Annotated in this window: 14 protein-coding genes; 6 read left to right on the forward strand and 8 right to left on the reverse strand. The window is 60.7% G+C overall.

All coding sequences use genetic code 11. The features are described 5' to 3' along the window. Window positions 1-2: 2 nt before the first annotated feature. The 4 genes from ligA to E3O56_RS22275 form a co-directional block, all read right to left on the reverse strand. The gene (ligA, locus tag E3O56_RS22260) at window positions 3-2,369 is read right to left on the reverse strand and encodes an NAD-dependent DNA ligase LigA (protein ID WP_248128989.1); all 2,367 of its coding nucleotides are present in this window, start codon (window positions 2,367-2,369) and stop codon (window positions 3-5) included. 87 nt (window positions 2,370-2,456) lie between these two features. Continuing rightward, complete coding sequence (gene zipA, locus E3O56_RS22265; RefSeq protein ID WP_005790323.1) at window positions 2,457-3,320, reverse strand: cell division protein ZipA; 864 nt, start codon at window positions 3,318-3,320, stop codon at window positions 2,457-2,459. Between the two features lie 259 nt (window positions 3,321-3,579). Beyond that, window positions 3,580-7,068, reverse strand: a complete 3,489-nt coding sequence (smc, locus tag E3O56_RS22270) for a chromosome segregation protein SMC (protein ID WP_248128990.1) — start codon at window positions 7,066-7,068, stop codon at window positions 3,580-3,582. Window positions 7,069-7,070: 2 nt separating this feature from the next. Next, on the reverse strand, window positions 7,071-7,730 hold the full coding sequence (locus E3O56_RS22275) for a GntR family transcriptional regulator (protein ID WP_005790326.1): 660 nt from the start codon (window positions 7,728-7,730) through the stop codon (window positions 7,071-7,073). Window positions 7,731-8,010: 280 nt separating this feature from the next. Here E3O56_RS22275 and xdhA point away from each other — a divergent pair, with 280 nt between their 5' ends. The 4 genes from xdhA to guaD all read left to right on the forward strand — a co-directional run bounded on the left by xdhA (window position 8,011) and on the right by guaD (window position 14,129). Beyond that, window positions 8,011-9,459, forward strand: coding sequence for a xanthine dehydrogenase small subunit (gene xdhA, locus E3O56_RS22280; protein WP_248128991.1), 1,449 nt, complete (start codon window positions 8,011-8,013; stop codon window positions 9,457-9,459). Further along, the gene (xdhB, locus tag E3O56_RS22285) at window positions 9,452-11,851 is read left to right on the forward strand and encodes a xanthine dehydrogenase molybdopterin binding subunit (RefSeq protein WP_248128992.1); all 2,400 of its coding nucleotides are present in this window, start codon (window positions 9,452-9,454) and stop codon (window positions 11,849-11,851) included. The genes xdhA and xdhB overlap by 8 nt, the downstream gene beginning before the upstream one ends. A 123-nt stretch (window positions 11,852-11,974) precedes the next feature. Next, the gene (xdhC, locus tag E3O56_RS22290; RefSeq protein WP_103733630.1) at window positions 11,975-12,817 is read left to right on the forward strand and encodes a xanthine dehydrogenase accessory protein XdhC; all 843 of its coding nucleotides are present in this window, start codon (window positions 11,975-11,977) and stop codon (window positions 12,815-12,817) included. 7 nt (window positions 12,818-12,824) lie between these two features. Further along, the gene (gene guaD / locus E3O56_RS22295; protein WP_248128993.1) at window positions 12,825-14,129 is read left to right on the forward strand and encodes a guanine deaminase; all 1,305 of its coding nucleotides are present in this window, start codon (window positions 12,825-12,827) and stop codon (window positions 14,127-14,129) included. 153 nt (window positions 14,130-14,282) lie between these two features. Here the strand turns inward: guaD and E3O56_RS22300 are convergent, their stop codons facing one another. Next, window positions 14,283-15,047 carry a GntR family transcriptional regulator gene (locus E3O56_RS22300; RefSeq protein ID WP_005790335.1) on the reverse strand — a complete coding sequence of 255 codons (765 nt, stop codon included), beginning with the start codon at window positions 15,045-15,047 and terminating at the stop codon, window positions 14,283-14,285. 244 nt (window positions 15,048-15,291) lie between these two features. On the opposite strand from E3O56_RS22300, the gene E3O56_RS22305 reads away from it, so the two are divergent. After that, on the forward strand, window positions 15,292-16,482 hold the full coding sequence (locus E3O56_RS22305) for a benzoate/H(+) symporter BenE family transporter (protein ID WP_032879937.1): 1,191 nt from the start codon (window positions 15,292-15,294) through the stop codon (window positions 16,480-16,482). A 37-nt stretch (window positions 16,483-16,519) separates the two neighbouring features. Here E3O56_RS22305 and E3O56_RS22310 read toward each other — a convergent pair whose 3' ends face one another. After that, on the reverse strand, window positions 16,520-16,864 hold the full coding sequence (locus E3O56_RS22310; protein WP_003193255.1) for a YggL family protein: 345 nt from the start codon (window positions 16,862-16,864) through the stop codon (window positions 16,520-16,522). Between the two features lie 236 nt (window positions 16,865-17,100). On the opposite strand from E3O56_RS22310, the gene dacB reads away from it, so the two are divergent. Beyond that, window positions 17,101-18,561: a D-alanyl-D-alanine carboxypeptidase/D-alanyl-D-alanine-endopeptidase gene (gene dacB, locus E3O56_RS22315; protein ID WP_005790339.1), complete on the forward strand. Its 1,461-nt coding sequence runs from the start codon at window positions 17,101-17,103 to the stop codon at window positions 18,559-18,561. An 81-nt stretch (window positions 18,562-18,642) separates the two neighbouring features. Here dacB and E3O56_RS22320 read toward each other — a convergent pair whose 3' ends face one another. Together E3O56_RS22320 and rlmKL are read right to left on the reverse strand one after the other, a co-directional pair. Beyond that, entirely contained in the window at window positions 18,643-21,069 is a 2,427-nt protein-coding gene (locus E3O56_RS22320) for a diguanylate cyclase (RefSeq protein WP_248128994.1), read from the reverse strand. 230 nt (window positions 21,070-21,299) lie between these two features. Further along, the gene (rlmKL, locus tag E3O56_RS22325; RefSeq protein ID WP_005790343.1) at window positions 21,300-23,564 is read right to left on the reverse strand and encodes a bifunctional 23S rRNA (guanine(2069)-N(7))-methyltransferase RlmK/23S rRNA (guanine(2445)-N(2))-methyltransferase RlmL; all 2,265 of its coding nucleotides are present in this window, start codon (window positions 23,562-23,564) and stop codon (window positions 21,300-21,302) included. Window positions 23,565-23,757 lie beyond the last annotated feature (193 nt).

The following is a 23,757-nucleotide window of genomic DNA, read 5'->3' on the forward strand; positions in this document are numbered from 1 at the left end:
GGTCAGACGCTGATGTTGTGGCTGGCCAGGAAGGCGACGAAGGCCTCCTCATCCAGCACTTTAAGGCCCAGCTCGCTGGCCTTGGCCAATTTGGAACCGGCTCCCGGCCCGGCGACCACGCAGTGGGTTTTCGCCGAGACGGAACCGGCCACCTTGGCGCCCAGGCTTTCGAGCTTGTCCTTGGCGACGTCGCGGCTCATCAACTCCAGGGAGCCGGTGAGTACCCAGGTGTGCCCGGCTTCGGGCAAGCCTTCAACGACCTTTTTCTCGCTCTGCCAGTGCATGCCGAAGTCCTTGAGCTGCTGCTCGATGGCCAGGGCATGATGGGCGTTGTCAGGGTTGTCGAAGAATTCGCGCACGGCCTTGGCTTGCTTCTCGGGCAGGGCCTGGCGCATATCCAGCCAATCGGCCTTGATCACGCCTTCCAGCGAACCGAACTTGTCTGCCAGTTTCTGCGCAGCTCCCGGCCCGACGGAAGGTACATGCAGCTTGTCGAGCAAGCCGCCCAAGGTGGTGCTGGCGGCGAATTCTGCGCTGAGTTCGCCTTGCTCCTGCAATTGCAGGCCGCATTCGTCCGGCGACAACAGTGCACCGATCACATCCTGGTTATGGCTGTCTTCAAAGAAGCTATGAATCTCGTGCGCCACTTCCAGGCCGACGTCGGGCAAGTAGGTCAGCACTTCAGGCAAAGCCTTCTGCACACGCTCCAGGGACGCCAGCGAGCGTGCCAGCACCTTGGCGGTCTCTTCGCCCACATCGGGAATACCCAGGGCGTAGATAAAACGCGCCAGGGTCGGGGTCTTGCTGTTTTCGATGGCGCTGATCAGCTTCTTGCTGGAGATATCGGCAAAGCCTTCCAGGTCGATGATCTGTTCGTACTTGAGCTTGTAGAGGTCTGCCGGCGAACCGATGAGTTTCTCATCCACCAATTGCTCGATGGTCTTGTCGCCCAGGCCGTCGATGTCCATGGCACGCCGCGAGACGAAATGGATGATCGCCTGCTTGAGCTGCGCGCCACAGGCCAGGCGCCCGACGCAACGGTACACCGCGCCTTCGCTGACGGTTTCCTTGCCTTTGCTGCGCTTGACCAGTTGCGTGCGCTCCACATGGGAGCCGCACACCGGGCAGTTCTCGGGGATCTGCACCGCACGGGCGTGCTCCGGGCGACGCTCGGTGACCACCGAGACCACCTGCGGAATCACATCACCGGCGCGGCGGATGATCACCGTGTCACCGATCATCAGCCCCAGGCGCGCCACTTCGTCCATGTTGTGCAGGGTCGCGTTGGACACCGTCACGCCAGCCACCTTGACCGGCTTCAAGCGCGCCACCGGGGTCACAGCACCGGTACGGCCGACCTGGAATTCCACGTCGAGCAACTCGGTCAGCTCTTCCATCGCCGGAAATTTATGCGCAATCGCCCAACGCGGCTCGCGGGCGCGGAAGCCCAGTTCACGCTGGGACGCGATGCTGTTGACTTTGAACACCACGCCGTCGATTTCATAGCCCAGCGCATTACGGCGCTCGCCGATGTCGCGGTAGTACTCCAGGCACTCCTGGATACCCTTGGCCAACTTCAGTTCGTGGCTGATCGGCATGCCCCACTTCTGCAACTGCTTGAGGTTGCCGATATGGGTATCGCTGATATCCGCGGTCACTTGGCCGATGCCATAGCAGCAGAATTCCAGCGGGCGGCTGGCAGTGATCTTCGAGTCCAGTTGGCGCAGGCTGCCCGCCGCGGCGTTGCGCGGGTTGGCGAAGGTCTTGCCGCCAACTTCCAGCTGCGAGGCATTCAGGCGTTCGAACCCGGCCTTGGACATGAACACTTCGCCACGGACTTCCAGAGTAGCCGGCCAGCCGCTGCCGTGCAGCTTGAGCGGAATATTGCGCACGGTGCGCACGTTGACGCTGATGTCCTCACCGGTAGTGCCGTCACCCCGGGTGGCGCCGCGTACCAGTTCGCCGTCCTGATACAGCAGGCTGACCGCCAGGCCATCGAGCTTTGGCTCGCAGCTGTACTCCACTGCCGCACCCGCGCCAAACAGATCGCCTACCGGCAGGTCGAGGCCCTCGGTCACCCGGCGATCAAACTCCAGCATGGTGGTTTCATCAAAGGCGTTGCCCAGGCTGAGCATCGGGATCTCATGCTTGACCTGGGTGAATGCCGACAGCGCCGCACTGCCGACCCGCTGTGTCGGTGAATCACGCGTCACCAGCTCGGGATGCTCGGCTTCCAGGGCCTTGAGCTCGTGGAACAAGCGATCGTACTCGGCGTCCGGAATGCTCGGCTCGTCAAGCACGTAGTAGCGATAGTTGTGCTGATCCAGTTCAGCGCGCAGTTCGAGAATGCGGGTAGGGGCGGCGGTCATGGGTGTTCTCTCATAAAGCAAAAGAGCAGCCGAAGCTGCTCAATATGTTAGTGCATGGATTCTACAGACAACGCTTATGATCGAACCTCAGCGTTTCTGTGTCAGGGCACGACGCTCGAACTCGACGATGCGCTGACGATAATGCTCGATGGTCTGGGCGGTCAGGACGCTGCGTTGGTCGTCCTTGAGCTCGCCGTTCAATTCCTGGGACAGCTTGCGAGCTGCGGCCACCATCACATCAAACGCTTGCTTGGGGTGACGCGGGCCTGGCAAACCGAGGAAGAAACTCACCGCCGGGGTGCTGAACAGGTCGATATCGTCCAGATCGAAAGTGCCGGGTTTGACCGCATTGGCCATGGAGAACAGCACTTCGCCATTACCGGCCATGCTCTCGTGACGGTGGAATATATCCATCTCGCCAAAGCGCAGGCCGCTCTCAAGGATGTTCTGCAACAGCGCAGGGCCCTTGAAGCCACCGGCATCGCGGCAGATCACACTGATAACCAGGACTTCCTCGGCGGCCGGCTGATCGTTTACCGATTGGCGTGGCGCGCTTTTGGTCGGAGTCTCGTCGGGGAAGTCGTCATCACGGCTGCTGAAGCTCGGGCCGTCATCGACGTCGAGGTTCAGGTCACCTTGATGCGGCTCGGCAACCGCCGCGCCACCACGCTTGCCGCGCTTGGAGGACGGCTCGCGGGCTTCCCGCAACGGCGCGCTCATTGACGGCAAATCATGCTCGTCCAGTTGCGGCTCTTTGTGGGTATCCAGCACACGGGGCGGCCCCAGCAGCTCGGCGGCGCCGTCGTCGTCAGGCAAGTTGGACAGGTTTCGGTCCAAGCGGAACTTGAGCTTGCCCTTGCCACCGCGCATGCGGCGCCAGCCATCGAAAAGAATACCGGCAATGACAATGATGCCGATGACGATCAGCCACTCGCGCAGACCGATTTCCATGTAATCCCGTGCCTCTAATAAAAAATGCTGAAAAATAAGGGGTTTAGCACCGTGCAAACCGCTTTAAAACGTGGCGCCAACTCTATGTTCTGACTGACGTTTTGCCCACGCATACGAAAAATTGACATTAAACTAGCACGACCAAAGATAACTTTACACCGTCTGTCAAAATGCCTTGAACAAATATGTCCATTTGCCACTTTCGCCAGACCGGTAAATCGCCCTACGACGTGCCGTAAATTCTCTCTCCTGGCATGGTTCAGGATTCCACCATTGCCATCGCCTCTTCCACATCCACTGCGACCAAACGCGAACAGCCCGGCTCGTGCATCGTGACCCCCATCAACTGGTCCGCCATTTCCATGGCGATCTTGTTGTGGGTGATGTAGATGAACTGCACAGTCTGGGACATCTCTTTGACCAACCGAGCGTAGCGTCCAACGTTAGCGTCATCCAGCGGCGCGTCAACTTCGTCGAGCATACAGAACGGCGCCGGGTTCAACTTGAAGATGGCAAATACCAGGGCCAATGCGGTCAGGGCTTTTTCGCCACCGGACAACAAATGGATGGTGCTGTTCTTCTTGCCCGGAGGCCGCGCCATGATCGTTACCCCTGTATCGAGTAGATCTTCGCCCGTCAGTTCCAAGTAGGCACTGCCACCACCGAAAACTTTTGGAAATAACGCCTGTAAACCGCCATTAATCTGATCAAAGGTATCTTTGAAGCGGTTGCGGGTTTCCTTGTCGATCTTGCGGATCACGTTTTCCAGGGTGTCCAGGGCTTCGACCAGATCGGCATCCTGAGCATCCAGATAACGTTTGCGCTCGGACTGCTGCTGGTACTCATCGATCGCCGCAAGGTTGATGGCGCCAAGGCGTTGAATGCGCGCGGCAATCCGCTCAAGTTCTTCTTCGGCGTCCTTCTCGTTGGCCTGGGCGGTCAGGGTGTTGAGCACGCCATGCAGGTCATAACCGTCTTCGAGCAACTGGTCCTGCAAGGTCTTGCGGCGCACGGTGAGGGCTTGCCACTCCATGCGCTGTTGTTCGAGTTGGCCGCGGATCAATTGGGATTGCTGCTCGGCCATGGTACGGCGCTTTTCAGCGTCACGCAGTTCGCGGTCGGCATCTTCCAGGGCGATCTGCGCGGTCTTGAGCTCTACGTCGACGGTCATGCGCTTGTCGAGCAGTTCCTCAAGCTTGAGGCGCAGCTCTTCCAACGGCGCCTCGCCCTCCTCCAGGTTGAGGCTCAGTTGCTCACGTTTTTCGGTGAGGCGTTCGGACTGCATCTCCAGGCGCTCAAGGGCCTGGCGCGTGGAATCATGCTGGGCCCGCAGAGAGCCCAGGCGCACCGCCAACTGGTGAGCGTGATCCTTGTGCTGGCGAGCTTCCTGGCGCACGCGGTCGAGGCGTTCGCGCAGGCTGTCACGCTGGGCCAGCAGCAACTCGCGCTGCTCGGTATCCAGCGCCATGCTGTCGAGGGCTTCCTGCAATTGCAGGCGCGCTTCGCCAACCTGCTCATGTTCAAGGGCGCGCTGTTCGCCCATCTCGGCCACTTCTTCGTCAAGGCGGGTGCGGCGCAGGGTCAGTTGTTCGACCTTGGCTTTGCTCGCCGACAGTTGGGCTTTCAATTCGCCTTGCTGGCGCGCTTCGTCTTGCAACAAGCGGCGCAGGTGTTCGCGGCCGGTCTCTTGCTGGCGCTGGGTGGCGCGCAGGGTTTGCAGTTCGGTTTCCAGGCTTTCGAGGGTGGCTTCGCGCTCTTCGCGTTCGGCGATCAGGTTGACGATTTCCTGGCCGCGGGCCAATACGCCACTTTCCGCTTCGCTGGCACGGCGCACGCGCAGGAAATGTCGGCCGATCCAATAACCGTCGCGACTGATCAGGCTTTCGCCGGCGCTCAGTTGACCGCGCTGGGCCAGGGCCTGTTCAAGTGACTCAACCGGCTTGACCTGGCCCAGCCATGGCGACAAATCAATCGCCGCCTCGACCTTGTCCAGCAGGCTGCCCGGTACCCGCGTGCCGTCGGCCGCCGGGCTGAGCAAACGCAAATCGCCCTGGGCGAAACCGGCCAGGTCGAAGCAGCCAAAATCGTCCACCAGCACCGCTTGCAGATCGGCGCCGAGCACGGTTTCCACCGCCAGCTCCCAACCGGCTTCTACCTTCAAGCCTTCGGCCAGGCGCGGGCGCTCGGCCAGATGCTGGTCGCGCAGCCACTCGGCGGTGCCGGTGCCAGGGTCCAGCGCAGCTTGCTGCAAGGCTTCAAGAGATGCCAGGCGCCCATTGAGCCGTTGCAGATCGCCCTGGGCCTGCTGCTGCGCCTGGGTTGCCGTATGCAGTTGCTGACGCAATTGCTCCAGGCGTTCCACCTGTTGTTCCTCGCTGGCTTCCAACTCTTCCAGCGTCATTTCGCTTTCGGCCAGTTGCTCGCTCAGCGCCATGATCGCCGCGTCTTCGGGGTCGGCGGCGAGCAATACACGTTCTTCCTGCAGGCGACGCTGGCGTTCGGCCAGGCGCTCCATGCTGGTTTCCAGTTGCTGAATGCGCGACTGCTGCACCTCGGCCTGGCGACGCGGCTCGGCCGATTGCAGGTTGAAGGTATCCCACTGCTCCTGCCAGGCGTGCATTGTGGTTTCGGATTCTTCCAGCGCGGCGGCGGCCTCTTCGGCGGCGGCGTTGGTGATTTCCTGCTCGGGGGTGAGCATGTCCAGCTCTTCGCCGAGGGTCAGCAGCAAGGTGCGGTCATGACCCAGGTGCGACTCGGTTTCCAGGCGAGCGCGCTCGGCCTCCTTCAAGTCATCCTGCAACTGGCGCAAACGCTGCTGGCCGTGCTGGATGCTCTGCTCGACCCGAGCGATATCGCCCCCCACCGAATAGAAGCGGCCCTGCACCAGATTGAAGCGTTCGGACAGTTCATGGTGCCCGTCACGCAAGCGTTCGATGCTGGCGTCAGCATTGCGTTGCTCGGCCACCAGCGCCTCAAAGCTGACCTCCTGGGTGCCAATGATCGCTTCGCGCTGGCCCACTTGATCGTTTAGTGCCTGCCAACGCAGGGCCGACAGTTGCGCCTTGAGCTGGCGCTCTTCGCCCTTGTATTCCTGATACTTCTCGGCGGCCTGGGCCTGGCGGTGCAGACGCTCCAACTGGCGCTCCAGCTCTTCGCGCAGGTCGGTCAGGCGGGCGAGGTTTTCATGGGTACGGCGGATGCGGTTTTCAGTTTCGCGGCGGCGCTCCTTGTACTTGGAAATGCCGGCTGCTTCTTCGATAAAGTTACGCAGGTCTTCGGGCTTGGCTTCGATCAGCTTGGAGATCATGCCCTGTTCGATGATCGAATAGCTGCGCGGGCCCAAGCCGGTGCCAAGGAAAATATCGGTGATGTCCCGACGGCGACACTTGGTGCCGTTGAGGAAGTAACTGTTCTGGCTGTCGCGCGTGACTTTGCGGCGAATGGAGATCTCTGCGTAGGCGGCGTATTCGCCGACCAGGGTACCATCAGAGTTGTCGAACACCAGTTCGATGCTGGCCTGGCTCACCGGCTTGCGGCTGGTGGAGCCGTTGAAGATGACATCGGTCATCGACTCGCCACGCAGGTTCTTCGCCGAGCTCTCGCCCATCACCCAGCGTACGGCGTCGATGATGTTCGACTTGCCGCAGCCATTGGGTCCCACTACCGCTGCCATGTTGCTGGGGAAGTTCACGGTAGTCGGGTCGACGAAGGATTTGAACCCCGCCAACTTGATGCACTTGAGCCGCACGCTTAGGCGTCCGCCAACGCAGCGATGACCAGCGAGCTACTGCGCTGGCAGTAGGCCGACAGCACCAGGCGAATCTGCACCAGATCACGGGCGAGCACCGCGGCGAGCAATTGCTCGAACAGTGCCTGGAACTCGCTCATGGACGCCTTGCGCTGATCCAGGGCCAGGTAATAAGCGCGGTTCATCGCCGGCTGCAGGTTTTCAACGGTTTCCTGCAAATACGGGTTGTTGGCGAAGGGATACGCGGCGCGCATCACGCTGAAGCTTTCTTCGACGAAGGCGCGGATGTCCTCGCGCTCCAAGCTCAGCTGCAGGCGTTGCTGGATCTGCAGGAACGGCGCCATATCGGCCTGGGTCTGCCAGCCTTCGGCCACTGCATTGCCGAGCAGGATGTACATCTCGCCCATCAACGTACACAGGCTCTGCACCTTGTGCGCGGTGAGCTCGGTAACGTGGGCGCCACGGCGCGGCAGGATCGCGATCAGATGGCGGCGTTCGAGGATCAGCAAGGCTTCGCGCACGGAACCGCGACTGACGTTGAGCGCCAGCGTGACCTTCTGTTCCTGGATCCGCTCCCCAGGCTTGAGTTCGCCGCGAATGATACGTTCGGCGAGGTGGTGAGCGATTTGCTCGGCGAGACTGTCCGGCGCCTTGAACGTCATGTTTTCCCTTCAAAATCTTCTATCGGTACAAGCGCGGCAGTGTAGCGCATTGGCCCGCTGATGGCGCTACGCCCACCGTGGCGAATTTGGCATGAAATAAGCAACGTTAACAGCCCACACGCCGCCAAAAACACCGGTTCCAGAAGACTGAACCATAATTGAAAGTGTTGCGATCGCATTTTCTTGACCCTTAGGTCAGAAAACCATTGACCGAAAAGTCAGACATGACTAGATTCGGCGCAAAGCGGTTAACAACAATAATGAGTCTGCGAGGCCTTCCGTGATCCAGTTTTTACTCAACCAGGAACTCCGTAGCGAGCACGCCCTGGACCCCAACCTGACCGTGCTCAACTATCTGCGTGAGCATGTGGGCAAATCCGGTACCAAGGAAGGCTGCGCCAGCGGCGACTGCGGTGCGTGCACGGTGGTGGTCGGTGAGCTGCATACCGATGACCAAGGCGCCGAGCAGATTCGTTATCGCAGCCTCAATTCCTGCCTGACGTTCGTGTCGTCCCTGCACGGCAAACAACTGATCAGCGTTGAAGACCTCAAGCACCAGGGCCAACTGCACAGCGTGCAACAGGCCATGGTCGAGTGCCATGGCTCGCAGTGCGGCTTTTGCACCCCGGGTTTCGTGATGTCGTTGTTTGCCCTGCAAAAAAACAGTGACGCCCCCGACAGCCACAGAGCCCATGAAGCCCTGGCCGGCAACCTGTGCCGCTGCACAGGTTATCGCCCGATCCTGGCCGCCGCCGAACAAGCCTGCTGCAACAAGTCTCAGGATCAGTTCGACAGCCGCGAGGCCGACACCATCGCCCGCCTTAAAAGCATCGCGCCCACCCAGACCGGCGAGCTCAACAGCGGTGACAAACGCTGCCTGGTGCCCTTGACCGTCGCCGACCTGGCCGACCTCTACGACGCCTATCCGCAAGCCCGCCTGCTGGCCGGCGGCACCGACCTGGCGCTGGAAGTGACCCAGTTCCACCGCACCCTGCCAGTGATGATCTACGTCGGCAACATTGAAGACATGAAGCGCATCGAGCATTTCGACGACCGCCTGGAGATCGGCGCGGCCACCGTTCTCTCCGATTGCTACACCGCGCTACACCATGAATACCCGGACTTCGGCGAACTGCTGCAGCGCTTCGCCTCCCTGCAAATCCGCAACCAGGGCACCCTGGGCGGCAATATCGGCAACGCCTCACCGATTGGGGATTCGCCGCCACTGTTGATTGCGCTCGGCGCCCAGATCGTACTGTGCAAAGGCAACACCCGCCGCACGCTGGCGCTGGAAGACTATTTCATCGATTACCGTGTCACCGCCCGCCAGGACAGCGAGTTCATCGAGAAGATCATCGTGCCCAAAGGCCACGCACTGTTCCGTGCCTATAAGGTGTCCAAGCGCCTGGACGATGATATTTCAGCCGTGTGCGCGGCGTTCAACCTGAACATCGACAACGGTGTGATCAGCGCGGCGCGCGTTGCCTTCGGCGGCATGGCTGCCACACCAAAACGCGCAAAAAGTTGCGAGGCCGCGCTGGTGGGCGCCATCTGGAACTCGGCCACGGTCGAGAAAGCCTGCGCCGCCCTGGCACAGGACTTCACCCCGCTGTCGGACTTCCGCGCCAGCAAGGAGTATCGCCTGCTCAGCGCGCAGAACCTGCTGCGCAAATACTTCATCGAACTGCAAACGCCGCACATCGAGACTCGGGTGACCGCTTATGTCTAACCATCACGCCGTCGTAAAGACCCAGGCCGAACTTGCCGAACTGTTTGCCCGGGATCTCACCTCCGGGGTCGGGCGCAGCGTCAAGCATGACAGCGCCGCCAAGCACGTCAGCGGCGAAGCGCAGTACATCGATGACCGCCTGGAATTTCCCAACCAGTTGCACCTGTATGCGCGCCTGTCCGACCGTGCCCACGCCCGCATTCTCAGTATCGACACTGCGCCCTGCTACGCCTTCGACGGCGTGCGCATTGCGATTACCCACGAAGATGTACCGGGCCTGAAAGACATCGGGCCGTTGATGCCCGGCGACCCATTGCTGGCCATCGACACTGTGCAGTTCGTCGGCCAGGTGGTGCTGGCCGTGGCGGCCCGTGACCTGGAGACCGCACGCAAGGCAGCGATGGCGGCAGTGATCGAATACGAAGACCTGGAGCCAGTGCTGGATGTGGTCGAGGCCTTTCGCAACAAGCATTTCGTGCTCGACAGCCACACGCACCAACGCGGCGATTCGGCGTCTGCGCTGGCGAGTGCCAAGCACCGTATCCAGGGGACCCTGCATATCGGCGGCCAGGAACACTTCTATCTGGAAACCCAGATCTCTTCGGTAATGCCCACCGAAGACGGCGGCATGATCGTCTATTGCTCTACGCAAAACCCCACCGAAGTGCAGAAGCTGGTGGCCGAAGTGCTTGACGTGTCAATGAACAAGATTGTCGTGGACATGCGTCGCATGGGCGGCGGGTTCGGCGGCAAGGAAACCCAGGCCGCCAGCCCCGCCTGCCTGTGCGCGGTGGTAGCACGCTTGACCGGCCAGCCGACCAAGATGCGTTTGCCGCGGGTTGAGGACATGCTGATGACGGGCAAGCGTCACCCGTTCTATATCGAGTACGACGTGGGCTTCGACGACAACGGTCGCCTGCACGGGATCAACCTGGAACTGGCGGGTAACTGCGGCTGTTCGCCAGACCTGTCCAACTCGATTGTCGACCGCGCCATGTTCCACGCCGACAATTCGTATTACCTGGGCGATGCGACGGTCAACGGCCATCGCTGCAAGACCAACACGGCCTCCAACACCGCCTATCGCGGCTTCGGCGGCCCCCAAGGCATGGTCGCCATCGAGGAAGTGATGGACGCCATCGCCCGCCATTTAGGCCAAGACCCACTGGCGGTACGCAAGGCCAACTACTACGGCAAGACCGAGCGCAACGTCACCCACTACTACCAGACCGTCGAGCACAACATGCTCGAAGAGATGACCGCCGAACTCGAAGCCAGCAGCCAATATGCCGAACGCCGCGAAGCGATCCGCCTGTATAACGCCCACAGCCCGATCCTGAAAAAGGGCCTGGCGCTGACCCCGGTGAAATTCGGCATTTCTTTCACCGCAAGCTTCCTGAATCAGGCCGGCGCGCTGATTCATATCTACACAGACGGCAGCATCCACCTGAACCACGGTGGCACCGAGATGGGCCAGGGCCTGAATACCAAGGTCGCGCAAGTAGTGGCGGAAGTGTTCCAGGTGGACATCGACCGCGTGCAGATCACCGCCACCAACACCGACAAGGTGCCCAACACCTCGCCCACTGCGGCTTCCAGCGGTGCCGACCTGAACGGCAAGGCGGCACAGAATGCCGCCGAGACCATCAAGCAGCGCCTGGTGGAGTTCGCTGCGCGCAAGTACGACGTCAGTGAAGCGGACGTAGAGTTCCGCAACGGCCATGTGCGTGTACGCGAGCAGATCCTGACGTTCGAAGCGTTGATCCAGCAGGCGTATTTCGGCCAGGTCTCGCTGTCGAGCACCGGTTTCTACAAGACCCCGAAAATCTTTTACGACCGCAGCCAGTCGCGCGGACGACCGTTCTACTACTACGCGTTCGGCGCCGCGTGTTGCGAAGTGATCGTCGACACCCTGACCGGCGAATACAAGATGCTGCGCACCGACATCCTCCACGACGTAGGCGCCTCGCTGAACCCGGCCATCGACATCGGCCAGGTCGAAGGCGGCTTTATCCAGGGCATGGGTTGGCTGACCATGGAAGAACTGGTGTGGAACAACAAAGGCAAGCTTATGACTAACGGCCCGGCCAGCTACAAGATCCCGGCGGTGGCGGACATGCCGCTGGACCTGCGGGTGAAGCTGGTAGAGAACCGCAAGAACCCGGAGGACACGGTGTTCCACTCCAAGGCCGTGGGTGAGCCGCCGTTCATGCTCGGGATTGCTTCGTGGTGCGCGATCAAGGATGCGGTGGCGAGTTTGGCCGATTACCGCCAGCAACCAAAGATTGATGCGCCGGCCACGCCCGAGCGGGTGTTGTGGGGGTGTGAGCAGATGCGGCAGGTGCGGGCGGCGAAAGCTATCGAGGCTGACACTGAATTGGCTTCGCTCTAGACCCAGGCGCTGCCATCGCGGGCAAGCCCGGCTCCCACATTTTAAGGTGCGAACCCAATCAAATGTGGGAGCTGGCTTGCCTGCGATAGTGGCCGAACTAACAGCAGAAATGTTGAGGTAGACATGGACAACTGGATCAGCGCCCTCGCCACCCTGCAAAACCAGGGCGAACCCTGCGTACTGGTGACCATCATCGAAGAGCTGGGCTCCACGCCACGTAATGCCGGTTCCAAGATGGTGATCAGTGCCGCGCGCACCTTCGACACCATCGGCGGCGGGCACCTGGAATACAAGGCAATGCAGCTCGCTCGCGACATGCTCGTGCGCGGCCAGCAAACCACTCATCTGGAGCGCTTCAGCCTCGGCGCGAGCCTGGGCCAGTGCTGCGGTGGCGTGGCGGTATTGCTGTTCGAACCCATGGGCCAGGTGCAGGCGCAGATCGCGGTGTTTGGCGCCGGCCATGTCGGGCGTGCGCTGGTGCCGTTACTGGCAAGCTTGCCCTGCCGCGTACGCTGGATCGATTCCCGTGAGCAGGAGTTTCCGGAGCACATCCCGCAAGGCGTGCGTAAAATCGTCAGTGAAGAACCGGTCGATGAAATTGCCGACCTGCCCGCGGGCAGTTACTGCATCGTCATGACCCACAATCACGCGCTGGACCTGGAACTCACCGCCGCCCTGCTCAAGCGCAATGACTTCGCCTACTTCGGCCTGATCGGCTCGAAAACCAAACGCGTCAAATTCGAACACCGCCTGCGTGACCGCGGCTTCGACACCGCACGGTTGCAACGCATGCGCTGCCCCATGGGCCTCACCGAGGTGAAGGGCAAGTTGCCGGTAGAGATCGCCATCTCCATCGCCGGCGAAATCATCGCCACCTATAACGCCAATTTCGGCCAGCACACTGCCGGCGCCGAACCCATTGCCAAACTGCTGCCGGCTTCGCGCCGCAGCCAAGCTATCAATTGAGATAACCATGCCTTTGACTCGCAAAGCCTACCGCGCCGCCATCCTGCACAGCATCGACGACCCTGCCATCGTTGGCATCGACGCCTCCTACGAGTATTTCGAAGACGGCCTGCTGGTGATCGATAACGGCCAGATCAGTGCGCTCGGCCACGCCAGCGACCTGCTGCCGACGCTGCCCGCCGACATCGACATCACGCACTACCAGGACGCATTGATCACCCCCGGCCTGATCGACACCCATATCCATCTGCCGCAAACCGGCATGGTCGGCGCCTACGGCGAGCAATTGCTGGATTGGCTCAACACCTACACCTTCCCCTGTGAAAGCCAGTTCGCCGACAAGGCCCACGCCGATAACGTCGCGGATATCTTCATCAAGGAGCTGCTGCGCAACGGCACCACCACCGCACTGGTCTTCGGCAGCGTACACCCGCAATCGGTGAATTCGTTCTTTGAAGCTGCGGAAAAACTCGACCTGCGCATGATCGCCGGCAAAGTGATGATGGACCGCAACGCGCCGGACTACCTGACTGACACCGCACAAAGCGGCTATGAAGAAAGCAAAGCGTTGATCGAGCGCTGGCACGGCAAAGGCCGCCTGCATTATGCCGTTACGCCACGCTTCGCCCCCACCAGCACGCCTGAGCAACTGGCGCTGGCCGGGCAATTGCTGGGCGAATACCCAGATCTGTACATGCAGACCCACATCAGTGAGAACAAGCAGGAAGTCGAATGGGTAAACGAGCTGTTTCCCGAGCGCAACGGCTACCTGGACGTGTACGACCATTACAAACTGCTCGGCGAGCGCTCGGTGTTTGCCCACGGCGTGCACCTGTGTGACGACGAATGCGCACGGCTGGCGGAGACCGGCTCGGCGGTGGCGTTCTGCCCAACGTCGAACTTCTTCCTCGGCAGTGGGTTGTTCAACTTGCCCATGGCCGAGAAACACAAATTGAACGTAGGCCTGGGCACCGACGTGGGCGGCGGCACCAGCTTCTCGCTCCTGCAAACACTGAATGAAGCCTATAAGGTCATGCAGTTGCAGGGAGCGCGGTTGAGCCCGTTCAAGTCGCTCTATCTGGCGACCCTGGGCGGTGCGCGCGCGTTGCGTCTGGAAGACAGGATCGGCACATTGCAGCCGGGGACGGATGCGGACTTCCTGGTGCTGGACTACAACGCCACGCCACTGCTCAACTATCGCTTGAAGCAGGCCAATAACATTGCCGAGACGTTGTTTGTGCTGATGACGCTGGGGGATGATCGGGCAGTGTTGCAAACCTATGCAGCCGGCCAGTTGGTGCACCAGCGCTGATCTCAGAGACACCACAAAACCAATGTGGGAGGGGCTTGTGTGGGAGCCGGGCTTGCCCGCGATGCAGGCACCGCGGTATGTCAGTTACACTGCGGTGATGCTATCGCAGGCAAGCCAGCTCCCACACAAGCTCGCTCCCACATTTGATTGGGTTTACAACTTTACAGACGTGCGCCCAGGTTTTTTAGTCTGTAGAAGGTGCGAAAACACCGCATGCAAATCATCCGACGCGCTCTCTTCATCGAGGTTGAGCTTGCTGTCGATATGATCCATATGATGCATCATCAAGTTCACCGCCAGCACCGCATCGCGGGCTTCGATCGCGTCGATCAACTGGGTGTGCTCATCGTAGGAACAGTGCGAGCGGTTGCCGCTTTCGTACTGGGCGATGATCAATGAGGTCTGGGACACCAGGCTGCGCTGGAAGCTGATCAACGGCGCGTTCTTGGCCGCTTCGGCCAGTTTCAGGTGGAACTCGCCCGAAAGACGGATACCGGCACCGCGATCACCGCGGGAGAAACTGTCGCGCTCGTCATTGACCATCTGGCGCAACTCGGCCAATTGCTCAGCGGTAGCGTGCTGCACCGCCAACTCCGTGATCGCTCGCTCCACCAGACGCCGGGCCATGAACACCTGGCGCGCTTCTTCCACACTGGGGCTGGCAACCACTGCGCCGCGATTGGGCCGCAGCAGTACCACGCCTTCATGGGCCAGGCGCGACAGTGCGCGGCGAATGATGGTGCGGCTAACGCCAAAGATCTCGCCCAGTGCCTCTTCACTCAATTTGGTTCCGGGTGCCAGGCGTTGTTCGAGGATCGCCTCGAAGATATGCGCGTAGACGATATCGTCCTGGGTTCCGCTGCGACCGGTCTTGCCGGCTCGCGGTTGTTTCTTGAGAGGTTGCAACTGTTCGTTCATGGGCACTCGGGTAGGGAGAACGGCGGCGAATTAACGGTAATACGGCAAATTCAAGGTAATACGGCAACTACGGGTCGCTGGCAAGTATCACCTAAAAACAGCGCACATTGTACACAACCCAATGCGCCAACACACTGTACGGCTGTTTGCGGCCCCGGCTGTATTGCAATGACTCGTTACGTTTGAGTTTAGGCTTGAATCTGCGCCGTCACCGGCAAATCCCAGGTAAAAGGAACACCCTTCCATGACCGACGCCACCCAAGCGCCCTTGCGCCCGCTGGCCGACACCTCCCCCTCGGCCATCGTCGCCGGTTTTATCGCCATGATGACCGGCTACACCAGCTCCCTGGTGCTGATGTTCCAGGCCGGCCAAGCCGCCGGTTTGACCACCGCACAGATTTCTTCGTGGATCTGGGCGATTTCCATCGGCATGGCGGTGTGCAGCATCGGCCTGTCCCTGCGCTATCGCACACCCATCACCATCGCCTGGTCCACACCCGGCGCGGCGCTGTTGATCACCAGTTTAGGCGGCGTGAGTTATGGCGAAGCCATCGGCGCCTACATCACCTGCGCAGTGCTGGTGACCCTATGCGGGATGACCGGCAGCTTTGAAAAACTGGTCAAGCGCATCCCTGCATCGCTGGCGGCGGCGTTGCTGGCGGGGATCCTGTTCAAGATCGGCAGCGAAATCTTCGTCGCTGCGCAGCATCGCACCGGTCTGGTACTGGGGATGTTTTTCACCTACCTGATCATCAAGCGCCTGTCGCCGCGCTATGCCGTGCTTGCCGCGCTACTGATAGGCACCGCGCTGTCGGGGCTGATGGGGTTGCTGGACTTCAGCGGTTTTCATCTGGAAGTGGCGACGCCCGTATGGACCACGCCGCATTTCTCACTGGCGGCGACCATCAGCATCGGTATCCCGCTGTTTGTGGTGGCCATGACCTCGCAGAACATGCCCGGGGTCGCCGTGCTGCGGGCCGACGGCTACACCGTGCCGGCTTCGCCGCTGATCACCACCACCGGCCTGGCCTCGCTGGTGTTGGCACCGTTCGGCTCCCACGGCATCAACCTGGCGGCGATCAGCGCGGCGATCTGCACCGGGCCGCACGCCCATGAAGACCGCAACAAGCGCTACACCGCTGCGGTGTGGTGTGGGGTGTTCTATGGGATTGCCGGGGTATTCGGCGCCACGCTGGCAGCATTGTTCGCAGCCCTGCCCAAGGAACTGGTGCTATCGATTGCGGCGCTGGCGTTGTTTGGCTCGATCATCAACGGCCTGAGCATTGCCATGAATGAGCCGAAGGAGCGGGAAGCGGCGCTGATCACCTTTATGGTCACCGCGTCAGGCTTGACGTTGTTTTCCATCGGGTCGGCGTTCTGGGGGATTGTGGCGGGGGTGTTGACGCTGTTGATTCTGAATTGGCGCAAGGCATAAAAAAACGGCGACCCTCAGGTCGCCGTTTTGTTTAGTATCACTTAGCCGCGTTGATCGGCTTTTCCGGATACCACACGTCCAGCAACGGGCTGACTTCAGCCTTGGTCAGCTCGGAACGGGTTTTCAGCCAGGCTTCGACAGCAGCGCGCTGCTCTTCGGACACCGAGCCACGCTTCTGCAGGCAAACCAGACCGTAGTCATCGCCGCCGACATAGCCCAGACCATTGGCTTCCATGGCTTCTTTGATGAATGCTTCGAGGAAAGCGTCGATAGCTTCTTCACTCAGGCCTTCGTTGAAGTCCAGGTTCAGTTCGAAACCCAGCTCTTGAAATTCATCAACGCACAGTTTTTTGCGCAGACGCTGGGAACGGTTAGTCGCCATTGGAACAATCCTCATAAGTAATAACGGGCGGCACTTTAGCAGTTTAAGGCGGCAATTGCCCGACTCTCTGGGACGGGCGGCGCATCGGCCGTTAAAAAAACCTGATTAGCGGCTATCGTTCAGCTACAAGTGAAGCCACCTTGGGGCATAATGCCGACACTTTCGTGACCATTGAGGGATTTTCTTATATACCCCTCGCCTTTTTCACCCTTCTCAGCAGTAGGGTTTTATTTCTTATGATCAAATCGTTGCGTTCTGTATTACTTGCCAGTGTCCTTTTGCCTTTGGCCCTTTCGGCCACTGCCGCCCCCATCAATACTGCCCTGCCCCCCAGCGTCGCGCAGGCCTTGCAGAAAGCCAAACTGCCCAATACCGCGTTGTCTCTGGTAATGCTGCCTCTGAACGGCCCCGGTACGCCAACCGTATTCAATGCCGACGTATCGGTGAACCCGGCCTCTACCATGAAGCTGGTGACCACTTACGCGGCCCTGGAGATGCTCGGCCCCAACCACCAGTGGAAGACCGAGTTCTACACCGACGGCACCCTCAGCGGTGGCGTGTTGCGCGGCAACCTGTACCTCAAGGGCGGCGGCGATCCCAAGCTGAACATGGAAAAGCTCTGGCTGCTGATGCGCGACCTGCGTGCCAATGGCGTGCAGCAGGTCACCGGCGACCTGGTACTGGATCGCAACTTCTTCAACCAGCCGCTGTTGCCTGATTTCAATGACGACGGCAACGACGAGAACAAGCCGTTCCTGGTCAAGCCCGATGCCTTGCTGGTCAACCTCAAGGCCCTGCGCTTCGTGACCCGTAATGATTCGGGACGCGTGATCGTGTCGGTCGAACCGCCGATTGCCAGCATTCGCATCGACAACCAGGTGAAAGTCACCAACGCCAAACAGTGCACCGGTGACGTGCGTTACAACCCGGTGACCGCCGCCGACGGCAGTGTGACCGTGACCGTCAGCGGCCAACTGGCTGATGGCTGCAGCTCGCAGACTTACCTGTCACTGCTCGACCACGCCACCTACACCGCCGGCGCCGTGCGTGCGATCTGGAAGGAGCTGGGCGGCACCATCCAGGGCCGCGATATCCAGGCGCCAGTGCCCAAGGATGCCAAGGTGCTGGCCCGCGCATTCTCGCCGGACCTGGCGGAAATCATTCGCGACATCAACAAATACAGCAACAACACCATGGCCCAGCAACTGTTCCTGAGCCTGGGCGCGCAATTTCGCAACGATGCCGATGGCGACGATGCCAAGGCCGCGCAACGCGTCGTGCGCCAATGGCTGGCCAAAAAAGGCATCACCGCACCGCACCTGGTAATGGAGAACGGCTCCGGCCTGTCCCGCGCCGAACGGGTCAGCGCTCGCGAAATGGCGGCCATGCTGCAAGCCGCCTGGAAAAGCCCCTACGCGGCGGAGTACATCAGCTCGATGCCAATCGCCGGCACTGACGGCACCATGCGTAAACGCCTGAAGACCACAGCGATGCGCGGCGAAGCTCATGTGAAGACCGGTACCCTGAACACCGTACGCGCCATTGCCGGGTTCAGTCGTGACAACAACGGCAACACTTGGGCGGTGGTGGCGATTCTCAACGACTCCAAGCCTTGGGGCGCGTCATCGGTGTTGGACCAGGTGCTCCTGGACCTGTATCGCCAGCCAAAGGCCGTTGCAGCCGCACCGGTTCTGTAAAGCATCACACTACCCGGCAGGAGCGAGCTTGCTCGCGAAAAACGTCAACGATAACGCGCGCTTCCTGAGTAAACGCGGCGTCTATGGTTTTTTCGCGAGCAAGCTCGCTCCTACAGCCAGTAGGGCTTGCTCGCTCCCACACGCCTCGACCCGGTCCCTGCCCGCCTGCTTGGCCACATACACTGCCGAATCAGCGCGCAGCAGCAACCCATCGATATCTTCATCGGTCCGCCAACTGGCTACGCCAAAGCTGGCAGTGACGATGCCCACCGGTTCCATCGGCGTATCGCGCAACGACTGCCACAACTGAGTTGCCAGGCTATAGGCCTGGGCACCATTGGTACTTGGGCACAGCACCACGAATTCTTCCCCACCCAGGCGGCAAAACACGTCGGTACGGCGCAAGCGCTGGCCTATGCGCTTGCACAACTCCTGCAACACCCCGTCGCCCACGGCGTGACCATGCTGGTCGTTGATGAGCTTGAAGTGATCGATATCGAGCATGATCAACGACAGTGCACCCGAGGTGCGGTTGATCCGCAGCATCTCGCCCTTGAGCCGATCCTGAAAATAACGCCGGTTATAGATGCCCGTCAGAGAGTCAGTGATGGAAAGCGCGCGCAGTTCTTCCTCGACCCGTTTGAGATCGGAAATATCCGACACATAACCGTGCCAAAGCGTACCGCCTCCAGGTAACTCTTCAGGTGTCGCTTCGCCGCGAATCCAGCGCAAGCCTCGCTGAGGCAACTGCACGCGATATTCTTCGCGCCAATGGCTCAGTTGCAACGCCGACAAACGTATCGAGGCACGCACTCGCTCAATGTCCAAGGGGTGAATGCGTTCCAGCACCTTGCCTGCATCCTGCTGTAATGCGCCAAGTTCGATTTCATAGATATCGCGCATACCTTCGCTGGCGTAAATGAAACGCCCATTGCCCTGCAGGTCCTGGGTGAACTGGAAAATCCCGCCAGGCACATGAGCACTGAGTTTTTTCAGCAGACGGTCCCGGGCGGCCAGGGCTTCATAGGCGCGCTTTTGCTCGGTGATATCCAGGTAAATTGCCAAGTGCCCGACCCACAGGCCAAAGTCGTCCAGGAGCACGGTGGCCAGCATGTTGACCGTCAGTTGGGTACCGTCCTTGCGCACCAGCGTCCACTCGCGAGCTTCATGCAGGCTGTCAGGGCTCTCCACCAGCATTGCCTGGCTCGGCGCAATACGCTTGCCTAGCGCCAGGCTCAACGGCGCAGCCCGCGCTTCGAGTTCCACGGCCAGGTGCAGGCTTTCCAGGGTCAGGCGACCCAGCACCTCTTCGGCCTTGAAACCCAACATCTGTTCGGCGCCAGCATTGAAGGTGTTGATCACACCGCGCAAATCGGTGGCGATGATCGCGACCTGAGTCGCCGCATTCAGCACACTGCGTAATTGCCCGTGAGCCCCACGCAACTCTTGCTCACGCAAGCGCAACTGCACGGTGCGCTGTTCCACCAGTTTCAGCGCACGCTGGCGCTGGCTGACCAGCACGTAGAGCAAGGCACTGAGCAAGGCGCTGAGCAGCACACCCATGCCCAGAATGGTGTTCATCGAGGAATGATTGGCCTTGTCGAACACCTCGCTGGCACGCAGGCTCAGGGCATAGACGTGATCGCCAAGGGTGAGGCGGCGTGTCGCCGTCAGGTCGCTGTTGCCCACCGTATTGCTGGATGCATACAACACCCGTTGCTGCGTATCGGAAGTGTCAACGATCTGCATGACCAGATTGTCGCGATTCGGTTTGGGCAACCCATCGGCCACCAGTTGGCGCATGCTGAGCACCGCCATGACAAAGCCGTAGGGCTCGCTGCCAACGGCTTTGCTCACTGGCGCCACCAGCAGCACGCCGGCCGCGTAGGCAGGCTCCACGCCCACCAATTGCATGGGCTGTGACACTGCCGGCCTGGCGTTTTTTTGCGCACGCTCCAGGGCTGAACGGCGCAAGGGCTGCGCCAGCAGGTCAAACCCCAAGGGAGAACCCAGCAGGCTTTGCGTCTGGCTGTACAACACCGGTACGTATTCATCGCGCTCGGGCGCGGGCGCCAACTCACCCAAGCCATTGAGTTCACGGATGCTGAAAGGGATGCCACGCTGACGGGAAATCTCTCGCTCGAACGCCCTGCGCTGCTCACGAAATATGCGCGGTGCCCAGGCGTAGGCACGCGCATTGAGCAACAGAGGCTGGGCGAAGCCGTCGAACTCGGCACGGGAGACATCGCCAGAGTTGATGAAGAAACGCTGCAGGCTACCCAGGCGCAACTCCTGATCCTCAAAACGCTCCTGGATGCGGGTGTAGCGCTCATTGACCAGCAACTGGAAACGCTGGCGCACCTGTTGCTGATACAGGTCGGCAGTCGCCCACGCGACAACCATCGTCAACGCGCTGCCAGCCAACAACACCACCAATGCCACCAGCCAAGCCGACGCCTGTTCACTGATAAAACCAAGGATTTTCGGGCGGACAGCTTGCATCGGCATAGGCAACACTCACAACGCCAGTGTGCGGGGGTGTCACGTTGGCTGGGGTTTAAGTTATAGCCATTGGTCGGGTGTTTGACCAGCCTAAAAACTGCAGGGGCTTAATGTGGGAGGGGGCTTGCTCCCGATAGCGGTGGATCAGCCATTCCATTGATGACTGATACTCTGCTATCGGGAGCAAGCCCCCTCCCACACTGGATACTCAGCGCATTCAGAACTGCTGATATTAATCAGCGAGCAGTGATTTTCCAGGCCCGGTGGATCTTCGCATTGCGCGCAAAATCCGGGTCGATGGTCTTGTCGCTGATCTCCTCGACCGCATAGCGTTCGCTGAGGTTGTCTTCCAACTGGAACTTGCGGAAGTTGTTGGAGAAGTACAGCACGCCACCCGGCGCCAGGCGCGCCATGGCCAGGTCGAGCAACTGCACGTGGTCACGCTGCACGTCGAAGATACCTTCCATGCGCTTGGAGTTGGAGAAGGTCGGCGGATCGATGAAAATCATATCGAACTCATCGCGACTGGCCTCCAGCCACGCCATGACATCACCCTGCTCCAGGCGGTTCTTGTCGGAGAAACCATTGAGGGAGAAGTTGCGACGCGCCCAGTCCAGATAGGTTTTGGACAGGTCGACGCTGGTGGTGCTGCGCGCTCCACCCTTGGCAGCATGGACGCTGGCGGTGGCGGTGTAGCAATACAGGTTGAGGAAGCGCTTGCCGGCCGCTTCTTTCTGGATGCGCATACGCATCGGGCGGTGGTCGAGGAACAGGCCGGTATCCAGGTAGTCGGTGAGGTTGACCAGCAGCTTCACGCCACCTTCGCTGACCTCGGTGAACTTGCCCTGGGCGCTCTGGCGTTCGTATTGCTTGGTGCCGCTCTGACGCTCGCGACGCTTGACCACCACGCGGCTCTTGTCGACGTTCAGGGCCTGGGGAATCGCTGCCAGGGCGTCGAACATGCGCGCCGAAGCTTTTTCCGGGTCGATGGATTTTGGTGCCGCGTATTCCTGTACGTGAACCCAATCGTGGTACAGGTCGATGGCCATGGAGTACTCGGGCATGTCGGCGTCATACACACGGTAGCAATCCACGCCTTCACGCTTGGCCCATTTGCCCAGCAGCTTGAGGTTCTTTTGCAGGCGGTTGGCAAACATCTGCCCGCCTTCGCTCAAGCGCGCCTGTTCGACCACCGGGGCCGGGGCTGGCTTGATCGGGTTGCCGTTCTTGTTGTACTGGCGCTCAACGGGTTCGGTCGGCGCCTGGTCGTAAGCCGCTTGCTCACGCTCAGCCTGGCGCTGCTCCGGCGTGCGACGTTCGCCGGTGACGAACTGATCCGGGTTGACCTTGATCAGCAGTAATTTGCACGGCAACGCGCCGTTCCAGAACGAATACTGTTTGTGGCTGCGGATGCCCATGCGCTTGCCCAGGTCCGGCGCGCCGGTGAACACCGCAGCTTCCCAGCCCATGCAGGCCTGGCGCAGGCGCTCGCCGAGGTTCTGGTAGAGGTACAACAGGCTGGCTTCGTCACCCAGGCGCTCACCGTAGGGTGGGTTGCAGATCACTAGGCCTTTCTGGTTCTGGTCCGGGCGCGGCTCGAACGTGCCCACTTCGCCCTGGTACACCTTGATCCAATGGCTCAGGCCGGCGCGTTCGATGTTATTGCGGGCGGGTTGAATCAGGCGCGGGTCGGCTTCGTAACCGCGGACCCACAACGGTGGCTTGTTCATACCAATGGCCGCACGCTCGCTGGCCTCGGTGTGCAGCTTTTTCCACAGCGCCGGGACGTGGCCCAGCCACGTGGTGAAACCCCACAGCTCGCGGTTGAGGTTGGGGGCCATGTCGGCGGCGATCATCGCGCCTTCAACCAGGAAGGTGCCGACGCCGCACATCGGGTCGGTCAGCGCGCCGCCTTCGGCTGCAATGCGTGGCCAGCCGGCGCGAATCAGGATCGCCGCTGCCAGGTTTTCCTTCAGCGGTGCCGCGCCCTGCTGCAGGCGGTAGCCACGCTGGTGCAGGCTGTGGCCGGAAAGGTCCAGGGACAGGATCGCTTCGCCACGGTCCAGGCGCAGGTGAATGCGCAGGTCCGGGTTGATCTTGTCGATGGATGGACGCTCGCCGGTTGGGGTGCGCAGCTTGTCGACGATCGCATCCTTGACCTTCAGCGCGCCGAAGTGGGTGTTGTCGATGCCCGAGCCGTGACCGCTGAACTCGACCGCCAGGGTGCCGTCGGGAACCATATGGTCGGCCCATTCGATATCCAGCACGCCGTGGTAGAGGTCTTCGGCGTCCTTCATCGGGAAGCGCTTGAGCACCAGCAGCACACGGTTGGCCAGGCGCGACCACAGGCACAGGCGGTAGGCGGTTTCCATGTCGGCCATGCCGCGAACGGCCGAGGTGTGCTCGCGGGCGTCCTCAAGGCCTAGCCCGACGGCTTCCTCGATCAGCAGGCCTTCGAGGCCCTTGGGGCAAGTGAGGAAGAGTTCAAAACGGTCCGACATGGGGCATTCCAGGCTTTTCAGCAATAAATGAACGGGCGACGCATCGCCGGTTCGGTTTTCAATCAAGCACTTTTCTTGAAGAGTGCTCGCGTGGCACGAATGTGCCGTCCCACCCCGCTTTCCGGGCCGTTGAGCCTTGTTTGACGGGGCAGAGAAACAATGTGAAGCAACAAAAGGAAATATTCAGACCCTT

Source organism: Pseudomonas sp. W2Aug9 (genome assembly GCF_023127755.1).
Taxonomy (GTDB): Bacteria; Pseudomonadota; Gammaproteobacteria; order Pseudomonadales; family Pseudomonadaceae; genus Aquipseudomonas; species Aquipseudomonas synxantha_A.